This is a genomic window from Bacillus sp. X1(2014), assembly GCF_007678255.1.
The window spans coordinates 86,400-107,969 of sequence record NZ_VEED01000011.1 but is presented as its reverse complement, the minus strand read 5'-3'; the positions used below and the strand labels follow the sequence as shown (position 1 = coordinate 107,969).

Annotated in this window: 16 protein-coding genes; 15 read left to right on the top strand and 1 reads right to left on the bottom strand. The window is 39.3% G+C overall.

The window, feature by feature from the left end; genetic code table 11:
* Window positions 1–4 precede the first annotated feature (4 nt).
* Window positions 5–553, top strand: coding sequence for a ribosome hibernation-promoting factor, HPF/YfiA family (hpf, locus tag FS608_RS19450; protein ID WP_144554116.1), 549 nt, complete (start codon window positions 5–7; stop codon window positions 551–553).
* Window positions 554–833: 280 nt separating this feature from the next.
* Here the strand turns inward: hpf and secA are convergent, their stop codons facing one another.
* Window positions 834–3,344, bottom strand: a complete 2,511-nt coding sequence (gene secA / locus FS608_RS19445) for a preprotein translocase subunit SecA (RefSeq protein ID WP_144554115.1) — start codon at window positions 3,342–3,344, stop codon at window positions 834–836.
* 538 nt (window positions 3,345–3,882) lie between these two features.
* On the opposite strand from secA, the gene FS608_RS19440 reads away from it, so the two are divergent.
* The 14 genes from FS608_RS19440 to FS608_RS19375 all read left to right on the top strand — a co-directional run bounded on the left by FS608_RS19440 (window position 3,883) and on the right by FS608_RS19375 (window position 21,313).
* Window positions 3,883–5,262 (top strand): cytochrome c3 family protein, encoded by a 1,380-nt coding sequence (locus tag FS608_RS19440; RefSeq protein WP_144554114.1) that lies wholly within the window; start codon window positions 3,883–3,885, stop codon window positions 5,260–5,262.
* 28 nt (window positions 5,263–5,290) lie between these two features.
* On the top strand, window positions 5,291–6,445 hold the full coding sequence (locus FS608_RS19435) for a cytochrome c3 family protein (protein ID WP_144554112.1): 1,155 nt from the start codon (window positions 5,291–5,293) through the stop codon (window positions 6,443–6,445).
* A gap of 114 nt (window positions 6,446–6,559) precedes the next feature.
* Window positions 6,560–7,270, top strand: coding sequence for a tetratricopeptide repeat protein (locus FS608_RS19430; RefSeq protein WP_144554110.1), 711 nt, complete (start codon window positions 6,560–6,562; stop codon window positions 7,268–7,270).
* 15 nt (window positions 7,271–7,285) lie between these two features.
* Window positions 7,286–8,248 carry a 6-bladed beta-propeller gene (locus tag FS608_RS19425; RefSeq protein WP_144554108.1) on the top strand — a complete coding sequence of 321 codons (963 nt, stop codon included), beginning with the start codon at window positions 7,286–7,288 and terminating at the stop codon, window positions 8,246–8,248.
* Window positions 8,249–8,350: 102 nt separating this feature from the next.
* Window positions 8,351–9,517, top strand: a complete 1,167-nt coding sequence (locus tag FS608_RS19420) for a cytochrome c3 family protein (RefSeq protein ID WP_144554106.1) — start codon at window positions 8,351–8,353, stop codon at window positions 9,515–9,517.
* A gap of 285 nt (window positions 9,518–9,802) precedes the next feature.
* The gene (locus tag FS608_RS19415; RefSeq protein ID WP_144554104.1) at window positions 9,803–11,005 is read left to right on the top strand and encodes a cytochrome c3 family protein; all 1,203 of its coding nucleotides are present in this window, start codon (window positions 9,803–9,805) and stop codon (window positions 11,003–11,005) included.
* Between the two features lie 184 nt (window positions 11,006–11,189).
* Window positions 11,190–13,088, top strand: a complete 1,899-nt coding sequence (locus FS608_RS19410) for a cytochrome c3 family protein (RefSeq protein WP_186328816.1) — start codon at window positions 11,190–11,192, stop codon at window positions 13,086–13,088.
* Between the two features lie 200 nt (window positions 13,089–13,288).
* Window positions 13,289–14,390, top strand: a protein-coding gene (gene prfB, locus FS608_RS19405) for a peptide chain release factor 2 (RefSeq protein WP_144554100.1) whose coding sequence is annotated in 2 segments (ribosomal slippage) — window positions 13,289–13,360 and window positions 13,362–14,390 — 1,101 coding nt in all. Because the reading frame shifts where the segments join, the coding sequence is not laid out codon by codon here.
* 247 nt (window positions 14,391–14,637) lie between these two features.
* Complete coding sequence (locus FS608_RS19400; RefSeq protein WP_144554097.1) at window positions 14,638–15,504, top strand: YitT family protein; 867 nt, start codon at window positions 14,638–14,640, stop codon at window positions 15,502–15,504.
* A 51-nt stretch (window positions 15,505–15,555) separates the two neighbouring features.
* Window positions 15,556–15,900, top strand: coding sequence for a cytochrome c551 (gene cccB, locus FS608_RS19395; protein ID WP_395947794.1), 345 nt, complete (start codon window positions 15,556–15,558; stop codon window positions 15,898–15,900).
* Window positions 15,901–16,360: 460 nt separating this feature from the next.
* Window positions 16,361–17,047 (top strand): cell division ATP-binding protein FtsE, encoded by a 687-nt coding sequence (gene ftsE / locus FS608_RS19390; RefSeq protein WP_026567745.1) that lies wholly within the window; start codon window positions 16,361–16,363, stop codon window positions 17,045–17,047.
* The gene (gene ftsX, locus FS608_RS19385; RefSeq protein ID WP_144554095.1) at window positions 17,037–17,930 is read left to right on the top strand and encodes a permease-like cell division protein FtsX; all 894 of its coding nucleotides are present in this window, start codon (window positions 17,037–17,039) and stop codon (window positions 17,928–17,930) included. The genes ftsE and ftsX overlap by 11 nt, the downstream gene beginning before the upstream one ends.
* A gap of 166 nt (window positions 17,931–18,096) precedes the next feature.
* On the top strand, window positions 18,097–19,377 hold the full coding sequence (locus FS608_RS19380) for a murein hydrolase activator EnvC family protein (RefSeq protein ID WP_144554093.1): 1,281 nt from the start codon (window positions 18,097–18,099) through the stop codon (window positions 19,375–19,377).
* A 478-nt stretch (window positions 19,378–19,855) separates the two neighbouring features.
* On the top strand, window positions 19,856–21,313 hold the full coding sequence (locus FS608_RS19375) for a S41 family peptidase (protein ID WP_144554091.1): 1,458 nt from the start codon (window positions 19,856–19,858) through the stop codon (window positions 21,311–21,313).
* Window positions 21,314–21,570: the final 257 nt, after the last annotated feature.

Genomic DNA, 21,570 nt, shown 5'->3' with positions numbered 1-21,570 from the left:
ACAAATGAATTATAACGTTCGTGGTGAAAACATTGAGGTAACTCCAGCAATTAGAGAGTATGTAGAAAAGAAGATCGCAAAATTGGAACGCTATTTTACAGAAGCACCTGATGCAAAGGTAAATGTGAATCTAAGATTCAATCAAGATAAAACTTCTAAAGTAGAGGTAACGATTCCGCTGCCACAACTTGTTCTTCGTGCAGAAGAAACAAATGTTGATATGTATGCTGGGATTGACTTGATAACTGACAAATTAGAGCGCCAAATTCGCAAGCACAAAACAAAGGTAAACCGTAAATTCCGAGAAAAAGGCGACTTTCCAATTACATTTGCAACAACTGAAAACACAGAAGTGCATGATTTAGATGAGGATGATTTAGAATTAGTTCGTACAAAGCGCTTTGACCTTAAGCCAATGGATAGTGAAGAAGCTATTTTGCAGATGAATATGTTGGGCCATAGTTTCTATGTATTTACCAATTCAGATACAAACCGAACAAACGTTGTTTATAAGCGCCGTGACGGCCGTTATGGTTTAATCGAGGCACACTAAACATATATAAAGTTGAACGCTGCTCTTAAACGGAGCGGCGTTTTTTTGAGTGGGCATAAATTTCAATTATTCCAATAAACTAACCGCTCTCATCCAGAGTCCATATGAAAGTTATCCCCATGTGGATAACCGGAAATTACTGAAATTTACTCACAATCCCGTGAATGGTATCCGCAATTTTCAGAATATACCCACAAATAGTTGCCGCATATCTACAATTCTCACAATCAAAAACAAAAAAGCCAGCGATATATGATCGCCGGCCTATCAAAACAAAATCTTATTTTCCTGCCCCGCAGCAGTTCTTGTATTTCTTGCCGCTGCCACAAATACATGGATCATTACGGCCTACATCAATTTGCTTTACTTTTGGCTTTTTCTTAACGGCTTCACCGTCTTCTTTTGGGTTCACCGCTTGACCTTTTGCAACTTCTTGGCGCTCAAGATTGTTGCGGATTTCAGCCTTCATGATGTACATAGCCGCTTCATCTTCAATCGATTGAACCATCGCTTCAAACATCGCAAATCCTTCATGCTGGTACTCACGAAGCGGATCAATCTGACCATAGGCACGTAAATGAATTCCTTGACGAAGCTGATCCATTGCATCAATATGATCAATCCATTTGGAATCCACCGCACGAAGCGTTACAACCTTTTCAAATTCGCGCATCTGCTCAGGGAAGAGAATCTCCTCTTTTTCATCGTAACGTTCCTTGACTTTTGCAAAAATCGTATCGCGGATTTCGTCAGGTTCTTTTCCTTTCAAGTCATCCACGGTAATGTCACCTTCATTGAGAAGGGAGGCATTCACAAAATCGATGATGGCTTCAAGATTCCATTCTTCTTCATCCTCATGACGTGATGCATGAGCATCGACATTTCGCTCGATGGAGTTTAAAATCATCTTTTGAACGATGTCACGGAGATTTTCAGACTCTAGTACTTCATCACGCTGGTTGTAGATAATTTCACGCTGCTGACGAAGAACATCATCATATTGCAAGAGTTGTTTACGAGCATCAAAGTTGTTGCCCTCAACACGTTTTTGTGCCGATTCAACCGCTCTTGATACCATTTTACTCTGGATTGGCTGTGTATCATCCATGCCAAGTCGTTCCATCATTGCTTTCATATTATCTGACCCAAAGCGGCGCATCAGTTCATCTTCCATGGATAAATAAAACTGAGTAATACCTGGGTCCCCTTGACGTCCAGAACGTCCACGCAGCTGATTATCAATCCGTCGGCTTTCATGACGCTCCGTTCCGATGACGGCAAGTCCTCCTAATTCTAATACCCCTTCACCGAGCTTAATGTCCGTCCCGCGTCCAGCCATGTTCGTTGCGATGGTGACGGCCCCTTTGTGTCCAGCTTCGGCAATAATCTCAGCTTCACGTTCATGGTTTTTTGCGTTTAGCACATTATGGCGAATCCCTTTTTTCACTAAATAATTGGAGATAAGCTCAGACGTTTCAATCGCCACCGTACCCACAAGTACAGGCTGTCCTTGCTGGTGACGCACCGCGATATCCTCAACAACGGCACGGAATTTACCATTCATAGAAGAGTAAATTAAATCTGGACGGTCATCACGGGCAATAGGGCGATTCGTAGGAATAACAATAACATTCATGTTATAAATATTACGGAATTCTTCTTCTTCCGTTTTTGCAGTACCGGTCATCCCTGCTAATTTTTCATACATCCGGAAGTAGTTTTGGAACGTAATTGTTGCCATGGTCATGCTTTCGTTTTGAACTTCAAGGCCTTCTTTCGCCTCAATAGCTTGGTGTAATCCCTCGCTATATCGACGGCCTTTCATTAAACGCCCGGTGAACTGGTCAACAATGACAATTTCGCCGTCTTGGACCACATAGTCAACGTCAAGATGCATGCTGACATTTGCTTTTAAGGCTTGGTTAATATGATGGTTTAAGGTTACGTGGGACATGTCGAATAGGTTATCAATGCCAAAAGCTTTCTCAGCTTTACTAATTCCTTCTTCGGTCAACATTACGCCCTTCGTTTTTTCATCGTACGTATAATCTGTTTCTTTTGAAAGCATCTTTACAAAGCCATTGGCTTGAATATAGAGGACAGCCGATTTTTGTGCTGACCCTGAGATAATTAACGGTGTACGTGCTTCATCAATTAAAATCGAGTCAACCTCGTCAATCACTCCGAAGAAAAGTGGCCGCTGTACTTTTTGTTCCTTATATAGGACCATGTTATCACGTAAATAATCGAAACCAAACTCGTTGTTCGTTCCATACGTAATATCAGCAGCATAGGCTGCTTGTTTTTCTTCCTTATCCATACTATTTAAATTTAAGCCAACCGTTAAACCAAGGAATTGATACAATTCACCCATTTCGGCGGCGTCACGACTTGCTAAGTATTCGTTGACCGTAACAACGTGAACACCTCGACCAGAAAGTGCGTTCAAATAAACTGGCATGGTCGCAGTTAACGTTTTACCTTCCCCTGTTTTCATCTCCGATATGTTCCCCTCATGAAGAGAAATACCCCCCATTAACTGAACATGGTACGGATATAAACCGAGTACACGCTTGGCACCTTCACGGACAACGGCAAATGCTTCAACCAGGAGATCATCTAATGATTCCCCGTTTTGATAGCGGGACTTGAACTCTTCCGTTTTCTCGCGCAGCTGGTCATCGGTTAACCTTTCTGTTTCCGCAGCCATTGCGTCAATTTTCACCGCAAGCTTGTCTAGGCGCTTCAGCTCACGCTTGTTCAAGTCAAACACTTTATCTAAAATCCCCATATCTGATGAACGCTCCTTTTTATCGAGACTAATACACTATTTTTTAAAAATCCATTCAAGAATATTCGCTATTTTCCTTTTTTATCTTACCATTTCCACAATACAGTGACAACAATGATAGAAGGATACAAGATTCGTACAATCATCTATTATATTTTCTTCCAAGTCAATCACTTCAGCTTGGACTTCCATAAGTTCGATTTTTCGTCAAATATGTCAGATATATGACGTGATTTTGAGAATGTATTTCAACTAAAAATTCAAATTCTAATAAAGGCTGAAAGATGTATAAAGAGTCTATAAAATTAATAATTATACAAATGTATACAGAGTAAACAACATTGCTATAGTATTAAATATCATTGAGATAACAACATTTATTTGTTGTTTTTAGTGATAAATACTCATATGGTTTGTTTGAAAAATTATTCACAAATTGTACATTGGAATATACTCTTACAATGTTAGATACTACCTTTAGAGAGGTTAAAATGGAAAATAAATAGAGAGAGAATCCAAAATGGGAAGGGTGAGTTAAGTGGCCATTTGGGGGGAAAAAAATAAAGATAAAGATCCCGAAAGTAGAGAAGATAGAAAAAATGCAGGCCTGATTCGTGGCTTATGGAGAAAGTTTCGAGGAATTGATTGGAGCAACCCGGTGAACAGATGGAAATTATTATTTGTTTCACTTGTAGGATGTATCGTTGTATTTGGTGGAGGATATGGAGTTCTCACCATGACCAACTCACCTACTTTCTGTGCAAGCTGTCATGAAATGGCACCTGAATATTCAACGTTTACTGCAAGTGCCCACAATCAGATTTCTTGTGTACAGTGTCATATCAAGCCAGGTTTCACCAACATGATTACTCATAAAATGAAGTCTATGAAAGAAGTATACTACCATGTTACTGGTGTACCTGAACAAATCGTTCAAACCGAGGAAGAAGCGGTTTCCAATGAGAACTGTTTACAATGTCACTCGAAGAACCGCCTAGTTACAGCATCCGGAGACCTAAAAGTAAACCATAAAGGTCATATCGAAGAAGATATCCCTTGTATTACTTGTCATGCCGGTGTGGTTCACGCGAAGATGGCAACCCGAGGAATCAACGTTGAAGAAGTACGCGGCGAATGGACGAAGGAAAGTGCTGAAAAATTAATGGAAAAGAAATACTTGAGTCCAAATATGGGTACTTGTATTGACTGCCATGACAAAGTAAATAACGGGGAAAAGCCTTGGAAAGATCCAGCTTATAACGTTCCGGTTAATCCTGAAGAAGTAGAGAAAAAACTCGAAGAAAAAGATAAAGAAGCCACCAAAGAAACTGCTGCAGAATCAACTTCTGAAGGAGAAACAGCGGAGGCAGCAGCTGCAACACATGATACAAAGACACAAGATATTATTTTACAAGCAATCGGAAAGCAAAAGAAAGATGTTAAGGTTTCGATGGAATGTGAAACTTGCCACAAACAAACTGAAATTCCTAAAACACACAAAAATATGGATTGGGGCAATAATCATGGCAGTACTGCTGTTCAACAACTTGAAAAGTGTATGAACTGCCATCAAGATTCAAAATGGGTTAGGGAAATACCAAAAGAAGATATCGTATCTCTTCTTAAAATGGGAAATCAAAATGTGAAGTACACACCAAACGTTACACTTGCAAAAGAACAAGCACGTACTAACAAATTCTGTAGTGCCTGTCACTCAGATCGTCCTGATGGACATGGTGAAAGTAATCAATGGTTAACTTCTCATGCATCCAAAGCGAAAACCAGTGATCAGAAAGCGGAATGTTTCGTCTGTCATGACCGTGAAAAACCAAAAGCAGACACAACCAATGCAAATGCACCAACTGATGTTTACTGCCAATACTGCCATAGAACTGGCTTTAAAGATGATAAGAAATAAGAAGAAAATGTTCAAGAGGAGGGAAATAATGGAAGAAGAACAAAAGGACAAGACCTCCCCTCCACGGACTCGCTACAAAGTATATAAATATTTAACAGTAGCACTGCTATTTATCGTCGTCTTTTTCTCACTGGGACTAATAGGAGTAGAAACTACCTCGAGTTCGAGTTTCTGCTCCTCCTGCCATGAGATGAAGCCGGAGTATTATACGTGGAAGGCGTCCACACATAGTGAAGTGGATTGCGTTAAGTGTCATATAGGCTCAGGTACGGAAGAATATGCAAAAGCGAAAGCAAACGGACTTATGCAGGTGTATAAAAAAGCGACACAAACCTACACAGCTCCTATTAGAATGCCAAAGGAAATACCTGATAGTGCGTGTGAGTCCTGTCATGATGTTTCAAAACGTGATGTCACAGCATCTGGGGACATTATCATCCCTCATGATAAACATCAAAACAAAGAGATTGAATGTATTCAGTGTCATAACGGGATAGCTCACGGCAAAATAGCTGATCGAAAAATGACTTTCCAAACGGATTATGAAAAATGGGACAGTAAAACAGGCACCTCCGCCATGGCGGATTTAAAATTCACCCGCCCGGATATGGACACGTGTATAGATTGTCATAAGGCTCGTAAAGTTACGATTGAATGTTCAGCGTGTCACAAAACTGGAATGGTTCCAAAAAGCCATAAAGCAGAGGATTTTAAAACCAAAACACATGGCAAACAAGCTGCAGAGAATCTAATGAAGTGTAACCAGTGTCATAGTGACATGTCAAAGGAACCGCTAAAAGGGTATGAAGATGTATCAGTTATTGATAGTTTTCTTAATAATGATCAAGTAAAACAAAAGAATCATTATAACTATGCAAAAGAGAATACTTTTTGTAAGGATTGCCATAGCAAACGACCAGCAAGCCATAATAGTAATTTCTTTAATAGCCATGGGGAAATCGCTAATAAAAACCAAGAATCATGTCAAGCATGCCATGAAGTGAAAAGGTCGAATGCAACAGGTGGAAACCAAGTTACCTGCTCATCCTGTCATCCAAGCAAACATAGTCAAAAGACAAGTTGGAAGGTTAACCATCCGATTTCGTTAGAAGGAGTAAAGAAGCCATCTGCGAGATGCTACACCTGCCACGCTAAAGTCAGTTGTGAAAAGTGTCATAAGTAGTTGTTTACTATTTTATCATTACCTTTGATTAGGAGTTTAATAGGGTTCTTAACATTTCGAACAAGTCTATCAGAGGTCATTCGAAAAAACAAAGGAAATTCGAGGTGGATATTAATGGAAGCTAGAGAGCTGCCGATCAATCCAGAACCGGAAAAGAATGAAAGAACGAAATTGAAGAAAGAGAAGAAAAAGTATTTTACAAAATTACAAGCTACATTGCTTCTAACTGCAACTTTATTAGTTAGTGTGGGTGGAGGCTATTATATAAGTGACAAATATATATGGTCTAATGCAAGTCAAGAAAGGATTGATGAGCAGTTAGATTATTATAAAGGATTAGTAGATTCTGAACCGAATAATCCAGAACACCGAGTAAACTTAGGCTACACCTACTTTATAAAAGGTGATAACGATAATGCGATAAAGCAGATGAAAGTTGCAACCGACCTTGACAGCAAATACTTTGGAGCTTATTTCAATCTCGGACTTGTGTATATAGATGAAGAAAGATACAACGATGCATTAAAGCAGGCCCAAAAAGCAGTGGAGTTAGGACCACGTAATTTTAAGGCGCATTTATTGTCAGGTATGGTATACCGTGATTTAAAGATGTATGACGAAGCTGCTAAATCACTAAAAGAAGCCCTAAAGTTAATGCCAACCAACACAGATATCATTACCGAAATTGGCAGAGTGGAAGAAGATCAAGGTAATAAAAAAGAAGCAGAGAAATTTTTCAAAGAGGCTTTAAACTATGACCCGCTTTATAAACCTGCATCTGAAGGCTTGGAGAGAATCGCTGTGAAGGACAAAGACAACAAATAGAAGGAGCTGACCACTTTGAAAAAGAGAACCGTTTATATATTGATGAGTAGTATTGTCGCACTTTCTGTTGCCTTTTTTGCAGCAGTCTATTTCTTAAATTTAGAGTCGTCAATAAAACCGATTGTTGCAAAAGTGGATCCGAGCGGACCGCCAGTGTATACGAATTCATTATATGGTGAGTTTAACAAACCACTTAACAAACCAATGGATGTTGTAAAAATTGGGGAATTCGTTTATGTGAGTGATACAAATAACAAACAGGTCCAAGTATTTGATCAGTCCGGTACTTCTGTATTCAACTTTGGTAAAGAAGGAACAAATAAAGGCGAATTTAAATTTCCTTATGGAATCGCTGGAGATAAGGATAACAACATTTATGTTGCCGATTTGTACAATGGCAATATTTCTATTTTTGATTCAAAAGGTAAGTTCATTAAATACTTTGATGATCAAAAGAAAGTTCTTCAATCACCTGGCGGACTTCGAATAATCGATAGTAAGCTCTATGTTACCGATATTAAGGCAAATAAATTATTTGTTTTTAATTTAGATGGAAAGAAAGTAATGGAAATAGGTGGAGCTGGTGCCGAAGAAGGAAAATTCATCGCACCAAATGCTGTCACAGTTGATAGTGATCAACAAATATATGTAACAGATTCCGGGAATAATAGAGTTCAAATTTTCGATAAAGACGGTAAATTTATCAAAATTATTAACGGTTCTGAAGATGGCAAAGGGGATCCGACCTTCCTTAATCCGAGAGGAGTGGCTGTCGACTCTAAAGGAAATGTGTATGTCGTAAATAACCTTGCCCACAATATCTCAGCTTTCGATAAAGATGGGAAACATTTATTTGAATTAGGTGGAATGGGAACCGAAAATGATAAGCTTTATCTCCCGAATGGTCTGTATATTGACGATCGAGATACTTTATTTGTAACAGATACAGTTAATCAAAGGGTATCCGTTTTCTATTAATTCCCTTTTCTAATAAGGAGGTGATACTAAAAAAATCGCAGCTTAACCTTATAGTTCGATATTAAATTAGAGAAAAAGAGAGAAATTTGGGAGGTTTTAAGAATGAGTAAGATAAGATTGGGTTTATCAACTGTATTTATGCTTATTTTATTAGGCATATTCAGTGCTGTGGCCTTTGCAGAGGATGGAGTTCCTCCAACCTCAACGAACCCAGCACCTGGAATCCATGTTGGTCAAATTGATAACAACGGTAACCAAAGTACACATAAAACACATGGTAACTTCCAAAACAATACCAACTCTTGTGCAAACTGTCACAGTACACACAACGGGGAAGACGAAATGTTATTAATGAAGGAAGGCGAATACGATCTTTGTATGTCTTGCCATGATGGCACAATGGGCTTCTATGATGTAACAAAAGGAAGCGGTGCAGGTACTTTTGATGATTCACACTTAAGCTCTTCTATGCACAATGTGGATTCATCTATCCAAGTAGGAAGTGCCCCTGGTAAATATCTGAATAATTCTACAGCTGAGTTAGAATGTTCTAGCTGTCATAATCCTCACGGTTCAGCTAATGACAGACTATTAAATGAAACGGTTGCTGGAAAAGCATTTGCTACTTCTTTAGTTAATGGTGTACAAACACCTGCTCCAATAGGAACCAAAACTATCGTTCTTGATTTACAAGAAGATCCTGCATACGCGGAACTTAACGCTATAACAGGTACTGGCGGATTAAAAATTACAAAATCTAATGGTCCTAAGGGATTAGCTAGTTACAATGGTGTGAATGATAAAATCTACTATTCTCAATTCTGTGGAGCATGTCACGATGATTATTTTGCTAAGAGAAATGTAGGTTCATCTGCAAACCCAATGCCTGGAAAACCAAGTACAGGTTCACCAATCACTGCAACACATACACATGACACATACACACATACCACTAATAGCGCTAGCCAGGGTAGAAGCTGTGCTGCTTGTCACTATGCACACGGTACCGATGCTACAGTTATGATGGATGCAGTAGGAAATAAAGTTGCAGATTATACGAAGGCAGTTGCAGACGGAGGAAAAGGCTGGTCTCAAGAAAAAGCAGAATCATATATGAAAGATGTAAGTGTTAAAGGTTCTTCTTTAAAGAAATTCACAAACAACGCAGTATGTTTTGCTTGCCATGGACCTAACATTGCAAAAGGACAAATTGACCCGCAATATCTTGATGGAGCTGGCGCTCTTAAGGGTAAAGCAAAAATTAAATAATGTCTTGATGACAAATATCTTTAAATAGAGAAAATATTTTAAACAAGGTAGCAATATTCAATTGTTACCTTGTTTTATAAATCGACCATGACAGAAAACTGCCAATTTTCCTCCCAGATGGTTGGTCTTCTGATAATATAAGCTTTTTTATAAATGACTATTAAACTCAATAATTCAAGTGTTTTAAGGGGGTGATATAGAAAAAAGAAAATTATTAACCTATGAAAAATTGAGAAAAAGAGAGAAAAAGAGAGAAGACAGAAGTTTTATGGGAGGTTTTTTAGAATGAGTAAGTTAAAAATTAGTTTGTCTGCATTATTAGTGCTTGTTTTAGTGAGCATGTTTGGTGCTTTTGCTTCTGCAGCAGAATTTACACCAACTTCAACAAACCCAGCACCTGGGATTCATGTTGGGGATGTTGATAACGCCGGAAATACCAATACACACAAAACACATGGTAATTTCCAAAACAACACAAACTCTTGTGCAAACTGCCACAGTACCCATAATGGGGAAGACGAAATGCTGTTAATGAAGAGTGGTGAAAAAGAACTTTGTATGTCATGCCATGATGGTACAATGGGCTTTTATAACGTAAAAGTAGCTAGTGAAGCAGGTGTAATTGATTCTCACGAAATGAATGCTTCAATGCACAATGTTGATTCAGATTTAGAAGTAAAAGCAGCTCCTGGTGCATTAGCTAATAAATCTACTGCTACTTTTGAATGCTCAAGCTGTCATAATCCACATGGATCTGCTAACGACCGTTTATTAAATGAAACTGTAGCAGGAAAGCAATATGGTAACAACTATAATGTTACTATCGTTGGATATACGGAAACTATTACTAAATTAAATAAAGTTCCAGTAGGACAAAAAGCAATTAAACTAAATTTAGTAGAAGATCCTGCATATGCTGACATCAACAATAGCAGTACAATGTCTGGATTAAAAATTTACAAATCAAACGGAATTTATAATAAACCAGCTGATGGATTAACGCAAGCACAGGTTTATGATTACAAATTAAATTACTCAGAATTCTGTGCAAGCTGTCATGATGACTACTTAAAGAATAGAGAAAACGGACCAAGAGAAATGAAAACAGTTCAAGGTCACGAGCTATTCACACATACAACAAACAGCACGAAGCAAGGTCGCAGCTGTACAGCTTGTCACTTTGCGCATGGTACTGACATTACAACATTAAGAGACACAGCAGGTAAAACAATTGCAGATTTACAAAAACCAGTTACAGATGGCGGAAAAGGCTGGACTGAAGCAACAGCTAAAGCTTACATGAAAGAAGTAAGTCCAAAAGGCTCATCTTTAAAAAGATTTACAAACATGTCTGTATGTTGGGCTTGTCACCAATCTACACACCAAATCGCCAATACACCTGGAACAACAAACTATCCCAATACTACAGATTATAAAAATTACTTAGTTCCTGGTGGAGATTATTCAGGTAAAAGCTTAATTAAATAATAAAAAAAGCTAACAAATAGCCCATCTATTTGTTAGCCCCACTAAATTTCAAAGTTTTATTATTGCACCCGAGTGTAGAAACTGTCAAAAATATTTAACTTAACGACGAAAATTATTGTTAATTCAGTTGATATAATTTGTATGAGTTTTATCTCTAATTTACGAAAAGTAAAGGATGAATAGTATGAAAAGGAAGAACTACAAACGAAAGCTTATCTCATACTTTGTTATTTGGAGCGTTGTTCTTAGTTCCCTCCTTTTTAGTTCTCCTGATAACATTGTTGTATCAGCATCTGCTGTTCCCGAAATTCAGATATTATCACCGGATGATGAGTTTATGTTTAATGCTCCAATGGTTGAATTTACTGGAACCATTTCGGACGATCTAACGACTGCAGATAAACTAACTGTCAAGGTTTTTGAACAGCAGGAGGCTTCACAGCAGCCTATTGATATTACGGGTGAAGGAAAGCTATTGATGACCCCCAAGGGTAACGTTGCAGACTTCATATACTCAAAAGATTTTAATGAAGGAGTCCATGCCGTTACATTCGTCGTCACTGATGAGGATGGGGTAAGCGCTAAGGCAGACCGTACCTTTTCCGTTAAGTCAGAAGGGGCAGTGACAACGGAAGATATTCTTGCAACAGTGACAACGGAAGATACTCCTGTAACAACAGATAATGTCACAGACAATCCTGTAACTTCTACTGAAGAAACGGCGTCAACAACTGATGAGAGTCCTACACCCAATGAAAAAATAATTACATCCCAAGAAGCTATTGATGAGGCAGGGACAAGACCATATATGGACAAAATGTATCTTATTCCAAAAGATGCAGCTGATCAATATGAACCTGGAAAGGATGTTCCCAGCAGTTTCCTTCCTGTAGAGGATATGACTCGAGTACCCTTGAATTATGTGATATTAGTAGATGTAAGGAGTACGGAACCATTAACCAAAACACAACCTTTGTTAACATCTTTTGGAGATATTAAAGGAAACGAGGATTTAATTGCTACAACTGCATTTACAGAAAATCTCAAATCCTATGTTTATACATTTAAACCTGATCAAAACTTTAAGCCTGGAACTAGCTATTATGTTTATCTCAATCCGAAATTCTCAACTGAAACAGAGAAGTTAATTATTCCTCGATTCCTTAAATTCACTACTGTTAGTGATTATAAGGATACCGGATTTAAGGTCGACCGAGTGGCAGATGAACCAAGTGATAATGACTCTATACATGGACCGTTTTCGGTGGTAACAAGTGCATGTTCTTTTTGCCATAGCACCCATAATGGAACGGATGAGTTCCTTCTAAAGGGAGAAAAGGGTTCTACTGAAAATGATATGTGTATGGCTTGTCATGATGGAACTGGTTCACCAAAAATAGAGGACAATAACAGCCATAGTAAACACTATACAGGTTCTCCTGTAAGTTGCTCTAGTTGTCATGATCCACATAACCCAGGGACCAAACAAAATCCAAACAGCATGCACCCTAAGGCAGGAACAGACTCTTTTTATAATTATAAAAAGGCAGGTACCGCTACCGGTTCTTTAAGTGACTATTCCTTATGCTTTAGCTGCCATGGTAATGGAAAAAAGACAAATATTGAAAAGTATTATAGTGATGGAACCCTTAAAAGCCAATCAGGGCATAATTTTCAGGCTCAAACCGAAAGTGGTATTTCGTTAAATGGACAGCTTCCATGTGCTGAATGTCACGAGACACACGGGGCAACTAATATTAAGATGTTAAGGCCAGAACTTGGAAATATTAAGCAAGAAGCTCAAAAGCCTGAAAACGATCAGCTTGATGATAATTGGTTTAATAAAACCACGTCTGATTGGGATGCGGAAGCTCAACGTAAATTCTGTCTATCCTGCCATAATGGGAAAACAGATCTTTATGGTAAACAAGGAAAAGCCATTTACGATAAAGAAACTGGTAATCCAATTAATTCCGCAAACGACGGTCATGATCGAGAAAGCAAAAAAACTTGCGCAGAATGTCATAGTGATAGTAAATCCTTTATGGATACAGCACATGCACCAAAAAGGATAACTCCATAAAAAAACGAGCGGACACTCCGCTCGTTTTTTTACTTTTGAATCTTCAACCATCCCGACAAACCAGCGAAACCTTCAAGGCATAAACTTTTTAACGATCAAACTTTGAAATTTAGTCGCTAATCACGCTATAATGGTTTAGGTACTGAACGATGAATTCGGAATAAAATACGATATAGGTAATTTTTATAGAGGTGAAGATAATGGAATTAGCAGAAATTCGTAATGAACTTGAAAAAACAGCTAAGAAATTAGCGGACTTTAGGGGGTCTCTTTGACCTTGAGAATAAGGAAGCAAGAATTGCTGAATTAGACGATGAGATGCTTCATCCTGATTTCTGGAACGATCAGCAAGCAGCGCAGACCGTCATTAGTGAAGCAAATGGATTAAAGGATCAAGTCAATGAATTTTATGATTTGAATAGCAGCTTTGAAAATTTGGAATTAACCTATGAACTTGTCAAAGAAGAAAATGATGAAGAATTACGTGCGGAGTTGGAAGAGGAACTTCAGCAGTTAATAGCGCGTTTGAGTCAATTTGAACTGCAGCTTCTTCTTAGTGAAGAGTACGATAAAAATAATGCGATTTTGGAGCTTCACCCAGGCGCGGGCGGAACAGAGTCACAGGACTGGGGCTCGATGCTGCTAAGGATGTATACCCGCTGGGCGGAGAAAAAGGGCTTTAAGGTTGAGACCCTCGATTACTTACCTGGTGATGAAGCGGGTATTAAGAGTGTTACACTAGCGATTAAGGGGCATAATGCCTATGGCTATTTGAAAGCGGAAAAAGGGGTTCACCGTCTGGTTCGGATTTCCCCATTTGATTCCTCAGGCCGTCGGCATACTTCTTTCGTTTCCTGTGAAGTCATGCCCGAACTCAATGATGACATTCAAATAGAAGTCCGGACAGAGGATTTAAAAATTGATACCTATCGTGCAACAGGTGCGGGCGGACAGCATATTAACACTACCGATTCGGCCATCCGAATTACCCACTTGCCTACTGGTGTAGTTGTTACATGTCAAGCAGAACGTTCGCAAATTAAAAACCGTGAGGCAGCCCTGAAAATGCTCAAAGCCAAACTGTATCAACTTGAAATTGAGCGTCAGGAACAAGAACTTCTAGAAATTCGCGGCGAGCAGAAGGAAATCGGCTGGGGAAGTCAAATCCGTTCTTACGTTTTCCATCCCTATTCGATGGTGAAAGATCACAGGACTAGCACAGAAAGCGGGAACGTTCAGGCTGTTATGGACGGGGATTTAGACCAGTTTATTAACGCATATCTTAGATCGAGAATTTCATAAATTGAACCTATTTATAGCCTTTGCCGACCAATTCGGCAGAGGCTTATTTTTTTGAAATCCTTTGCCTTCTATACTCAACCATTGCTTACCTCTCTGAGAGCCTTATAAAAACCGCTTAACTAGTAAATGCTAAGAAAAATTTTAATCCTTTACCACGTCAACTTACTGCCGTTTACACCAATATTTACCCATGCTATACTCACTTTCGGTTAATAGAAAGTATTTAAAATTTGAGGAGAATAGCTTTATGAATATCTTAAGTAATTTAACACTAACCTATCCTAAAACGAGAATAGCAATCGATTATCTTTTTGTATTAATTGGTGCGGCAATCATTGCTTTAACCTTTAATGTTTTCTTACTTCCGAACCAAGTGGCCTCTGGTGGAGTAAGTGGTATTAGTACAATTTTAAAATCAGTGTTAGGGTGGGAACCAGCCTATGTTCAATGGGCTTTCAATATACCCTTATTTGTAGCTGGTGTAGTTTTATTAGGAAAGCAGTTTGGTGTAAAAACCCTTGCGGGAACGATTTTTTTACCATTAGTAGTTTTTTTTACAAGGAATTTAGATCCTTGGACAAATGACGCCCTTCTTGGGGCTTTGTTTGGGGGAATTGGTGTCGGACTTGGACTGGGCATAGTTTTTAGGGGAAGAGCATCGACAGGCGGGACGGACCTGGCAGCCCAAATTATTCATAAATATACAGGTTTTTCTCTGGGACGATGCGTCGTCATAATCGATGGTTTAATCGTGCTTGCTGCTGCGATTGTATTTGATATTGAAAAAGGTTTGTATGCATTAATTGCTCTTTATGTAACAAGCAAAACAATCGACCTGATTCAGGTTGGTTTCGGCCGATCAAAAATGGCAATGATCATTACTGGTAAACAAGAAGAAGTTCGTGCGGGAATTTTGAATAAAATAGACCGTGGTGTGACAAAACTATCAGCATATGGTGGATTTACTGACCATGAACGGCCAGTTCTTATGTGCGTTGTAGATCAATCAGAGTTCACAAAATTGAAACAATTGGTTAAAGCCCTTGATCCATCTGCATTTGTTGTTGTTATGGATGCAGCTGAAGTGTTAGGTGAGGGTTTCAAACGGGCATAGGATTGGTATAATAGGGCATTGATGGTAATATTTTCTGAAGGGGGTAACAACGTGAAAAAGAAATGGCTTACAATGTTGATGGGAACTGCATTAGTAATGGGTCTGGCTGCCTGCGGAGGCGGGGATAAAGACACAAGTAAAGACACAGGCACTGACACAGGAACGGAAACAACAAGCAGTGATACGGCGGCGAAGATCTTTGATCAAAAATGCTCCAGCTGTCATGGCGGCGATTTAACAGGTGGTATGGGTCCAAATCTAACCAAGGTCGGTTCAAAGTACTCTAAGGACGAAATATTGAATATCCTTAAAAATGGTAAAGGGCAAATGCCTGCCAACGTTGTAACTGGCGATGATGCAAATCAAGTTGCTGAGTGGCTTGCAGCCAAAAAATAAAAGACTCAGGAAGCGTTCTGTTTGGAATAACAGGGCGTTTTTTATTGTATAGGAAATTATAAAATAATTAATTGTAGATAAATTGAAATAGTCCTCTGAATCCAGCTCCAGCGCCCAGCGGCTAGTGTACTTCGCTCTCCGCCCTACGATAAGTCAAGCACGAATGCGCTACCCTCTTCGTGTTTCCTTTATCTCGGTTGGAGCGTTCCAGTCCATACGCCGCTAAACGGGCGCTTGCGCTTTTTGTTCTTCCTTCGAAATAAGAAATTTGTCGGGTTTTGTAATTCTTTGAAAAGAAACTGTAATATTTTTACCGCTTTTTTTAACAATTTATGATGTTATAATAGGATTATGCGAAATTATGCACATATTTTTTTTGTTATCCTAGTCCATTTTGCAAATAAAAAAAGATATTTGTCGAATTTAATTCGAGATGTCTTTAAATAAAAGGTGATAAAAAATGATAGAACTACAAGATGTTTATAAAAAATACCCAAATGGAGTTTCGGCCATTAATGGGATAGACGTCCGAATTAACCAGGGCGAATTTGTCTATGTCGTCGGACCAAGTGGTGCCGGAAAATCGACATTTATAAAAATGATGTATCGTGAGGAAGTTCCGACTTCTGGGACCATCACTATGAACGGTGTAAACTTAGCCAAATTAAAAATGAAAAAGGTTCCTATATTCAGACGGAATCTTGGTGTTGTTTTCCAGGATTTTAAGCTGCTTCCGAGATTAACTGTTTATGAAAATGTAGCTTTTGCCTTAGAGGTTATTGAAGCTCAGCCAAAAGTAATAAAAAAACGAGTGATGGAAGTTCTTGATCTTGTTAACTTAAAGCATAAGATAAAAATGCTGCCGTCCGAGCTTTCAGGCGGGGAGCAGCAGCGTGTTTCTATTGCCCGCTCGATTGTCAATTCGCCGAAAGTTGTCATTGCGGATGAGCCTACCGGAAACCTTGATCCTGAAACTTCTTGGGAAATTATGAAAATATTTGAAGAGATTAATTCAAGAGGGACGACGATTGTTATGGCAACCCATAACCGAGAGATTGTTAATACATTACAGCATCGCGTAATTGCCATTGAAGGCGGTAAAATCGTGCGTGATGATGAAAGAGGTGAATACGGTTATGAAAATTAGAACTATTGGCCGCCATTCCCGAGACAGCTTAAAGAATATCAGCAGAAATGGCTGGATGACTTTTGCGTCGGTAAGTGCTGTTACCGTTACCTTAATTTTAGTTGGTGTCTTTTTTGTTATTATGATGAATCTTAATAGAGTTGCAGAAACAATAGAAGATGATGTGCAAATTCGTGTTCATATTGATGTAGCTGCAAACGCTCAAGATCAGCAAAAGCTTAAAACTGAGATTGAAAGTATTCCTGAGGTAAAAAGTGTCACATTCTCCTCAAAACAGCAGGAACTAGAAAATTTAGTAAATAGTCTTGGGGAAGAAGGAAAGTCCTTTAAACTTTTTGAACAGGATAATCCTTTAAATGATGTTTATATTGTCAAAACGAAAAAACCGACAGATACGATGCAAGTAGCTAAACGACTTGAAAAATCCACTTATGTTGCCAAGGTCAAATATGGCCAGGGCAAGGTAGAAAAATTATTTAAGTTCATTAAAGCAAGCCGCAACGTCGGTATTGTATTAATTATCGGTTTATTCTTTACGGCTATTTTCTTAATCTCGAATACAATTAAAATTACGATTATTGCTAGACGTAGAGAAATTAAGATTATGAGGTTAGTAGGTGCCACAAATACGTTTATCCGTTGGCCTTTTTTCTTAGAAGGTCTATGGCTGGGGGTAATTGGATCAATTTTGCCAATTATCCTGATTTCCATTGCCTACTATCGTGCTTATGATTATATTGGTCCTCGACTTGAAGGAACTTTCATTAAGGTACTTCCATTTGACCCGTTTATGTATCAGGTTTCCGGAATTCTTATTCTAATGGGTGCTCTGATAGGAATTTGGGGAAGCTTAATGTCCGTTCGAAAATTCTTAAAAGTATAGTCCAGATCAGGAAGGATGGTACCCGTGTCCTTCCTGATTTACTGTTATCCGACCTATAACTAGGATAGACGCATGTGTCCTTCAGAATGTTACGTACAACAGCATTCGTCACAATCAGGTAACATTGATTTACCTGTACATAGAGAGATAGGAGGAGAAATCGGAAATGAAGAAATCAGTAATCACCAGTGCCGTTGCACTAGCGGTCGGACTAGGAACAATACTTGGTGGAGTTTCTGTTAAAACAGAAGCTGCATCACTCTCTAGTCTAAAAGGTGAACAAAATAAAATCCACGACAAACGTTCTAATTTACAATCAGATATCAATCAAGCAAATGATAAGATCAACACCTTAAAAAATCAGCAGGCTGACGTAAAGAGTGAAATGAAACGACTTGACTTTGCGATTGAAGATACAACAAAAAAAATAGACGATAAATCCAAAAAGATAAAAGATACAAAAGCAGAGGTTACGAAACTTCAAGCTGAAACAAAGGTGATCAAAGAGCGAATTAATAAGCGAAATGTGCTTTTGAAGGATAGGGCCCGCAGTTATCAGGAAAATGGCGGCATGGTCAATTATTTAGATGTGTTAATGGGATCAACCAGCTTTAGCGATTTCATTGACCGGGCCACTGCGGTTACCACAATCATGCAAGCGGACCAAGATATTATTAAGCAGCATGAGGCCGATAAACAGGAGCTTGCGCAGAAACAAGCAAAAGTAGAAAAAGATCTTGCTAGTCTTGAGAAGATGCTAGCAGACTTAAAAACTATGAATCAGCAATTAAATGTACAAAAGAAAGAAAAAGATAAAATGTTAGCAAGCCTTAAAGACCAGGAAGAAGAAGTCCATGAAGGTATGATGGATTTGAAAGAAGAGGAGCAAATCCTTGCTGGTCAAGAGGCGGCGATAAAACAAGCTATTCAAATGGAAAAAGAAGCACAAGCTAGAGCAGTGGAAGAAGCGAAAAGAAGCAGAACCACAAACTCAAACAATGGAAATGATAGTGGTCCTAAATCTGATACCACACCTAATGTTACAAGCGGATCTTGGACCCAGCCGGCAGCGGGATATCTTAGTTCTGGTTTTGGCGGTCGTGGTGATGGGAATCACTATGGTGTCGATATTGCCAACGGAAATAAGGTGCCAATCGTTGCGGCGGCCAATGGCGTGGTGATTAGATCCTATTATTCTAGCACGTATGGAAATTGTATTTTTGTTTCTCACTCGATTAATGGACAAGTGTATACAACTGTTTATGCTCATATGACCCAACGTTATGTTGGCAGCGGGGCAAGCGTGAAAAAAGGTCAAAAAATTGGTCTGATGGGGAATACTGGTGCCTCAAGAGGACAGCATTTGCATTTTGAACTTCATAAAGGACCATGGACACAGGATAAACGTTATGCCATCAATCCTGTCGGCATTGTTCCATTACCATAATAATTGGAGAAGCCTCGTGCTTCTTCTTTTTTTGTACAGGAAATTATAAAATAAATAATTGTAGCTAAATTGAAGTAGATCTCTGAATCCAGCTCCAGCGCCCAGAGGCTAGTGTACTTCGCTCTCCGCCCTACGATAAGTCAAGCACGAATGCGCTAACGCTCTTCGTGTTGTCTAGCTCCAGCGCCTAGGGGCTCGGGGTCATAAGCCAATCCGTCCTGAAGGTTAAAAAGCAACCTTCATGTCGGCTCGTCTTATGCCTGTCGCCCCTGTGTAAGGCGCTTCCGCTTTTCGTTTTCCTTTATCTCGGTTGGAGCGCTCCAGTCCATACGCCGCTAAACGGGCGCTTGCTCTTTTTATTCTATCAATCATCATATCTCGTCCACTCTTTACATATATGTTAATAATCGGGCAGGAATTTGGCGCCTTTTTAGAAAAATAGATAGGACAGGCATATTTAACTTGAGGAGGACCTGAGATGAATCGTAGATGGATTGCCCTTTTGATGACGGGTTCGCTCCTAACTGGGGCGGGGGGCACATATGCAGGCATGCAGCTATTAAATCATAAAAATGGCAGTAATAAACACGAACTTGTGAAACCCTCAGATAATAATGGATTCAGTTCGGCGGAAAATGCTGTAGATTTAGAAAAAGTAGAGAATGCCTATGATCTTATTTTAAGCAGATATGTTGAAAAGGTAGATCAGGAAAAGTTGGTAGAAGGCGCGATTCAAGGGATGTTATCTGTTCTAAAAGATCCGTACTCTGTCTACATGGACAAGGAAACCGCCAAACAATTTACACAAACTTTGGAATCCTCATTTGAAGGAATTGGAGCCGAAGTCGGCATGGTCGATGGGAAAATTGTAATCGTCTCTCCGTTTAAAGATTCTCCTGCTGAAAAAGCAGGCATTAAGCCAAATGATCAAATTCTAAAGGTTGATGGGAAAAGTGTAGAAGGGCTGGATTTGAATAAGGCAACACTCAAGATTCGCGGTAAAAAAGGGACGAAGGTTCAATTATTAATTGCGAGAAAAGGGTTAAAAGATCCGCTGGCGATTAACGTCACCCGCGATGAAATCCCTCTTGAAACGGTCCATGCTTCTATTAAGGAACATGATGGCAAAAAGATTGGCTATATCGAACTAACTTCTTTTTCAGAGGATACAGCTGCTGATTTTGAAAAAGAATTATCTGCCTTAGAAAACGATCATATTAAAGGGTTGATTATTGATGTGCGTGGAAACCCTGGCGGCCTGCTCGACAGTGTCGGTGAGATATTAAAGGAATTTGTCCCAGAAAATAAGCCATATGTCCAAATCGAGCAGCGGAATGGTGAGAAAAAGCGATACTTCTCCAATCTTTCGGAGAAAAAGGATTATCCCGTGGTTGTCCTTGTAAACAAAGGCAGTGCCTCCGCGTCTGAAATTCTCGCCGGTTCACTTCAAGAAGCGGATGGTTACCAACTTGTTGGAGAAACTACCTTCGGAAAAGGTACCGTTCAACAGGCTGTTCCGATGGGGGATGGAAGCAACATCAAGCTGACATTATTTAAATGGCTGACCCCAGATGGCAATTGGATTCATAAAAAAGGGATTGAGCCGGATGTGGCCATTAATCAACCAGCGATTTTCGCCACCCATCCGATTCAGGTCGAAGAGACATTGGAAGAGGATATGAATAATGAGCAAGTAAAGAACGCCCAAGAGGTGTTAGCTGGCTTAGGATTTGCACCAGGCCGGACGGATGGTTATTTTAGTAAGGAAACCGCCATGGCCGTTAAAGGGTTCCAACTCCAAGCGAACTTGGAGCCAACTGGAAAAATTGGCCCGGAGACTGCAGCCAAACTTGAAGAAGCAGCCATCGCGGAAATGAAAAAAGAGAAAAACGATCTGCAGTTACAAACCGCATTGCGATTAATAACTAAAGAGTAAAGCAGGGGCTTATGCCTCTGTTTTTCTTTGTATATCTAATTATATAATTAATTTTGGATAAATTTGATTAGTTCTCAGAATCCAGCTCCAGCGCCTAGGGGGGTCATAAGCCAATCCGTCCTGAAGGTTAAAAAGCAACCTTCATGTCGGCTCGTCTTATGCCTGTCGCCCCTGTGCAAGGCGCTTCCGCTTTTTGTAGTGGTACAATATTTTTACCATTTTCTAAAAACTAGCAATATGTTTTATGGCGGCAATTT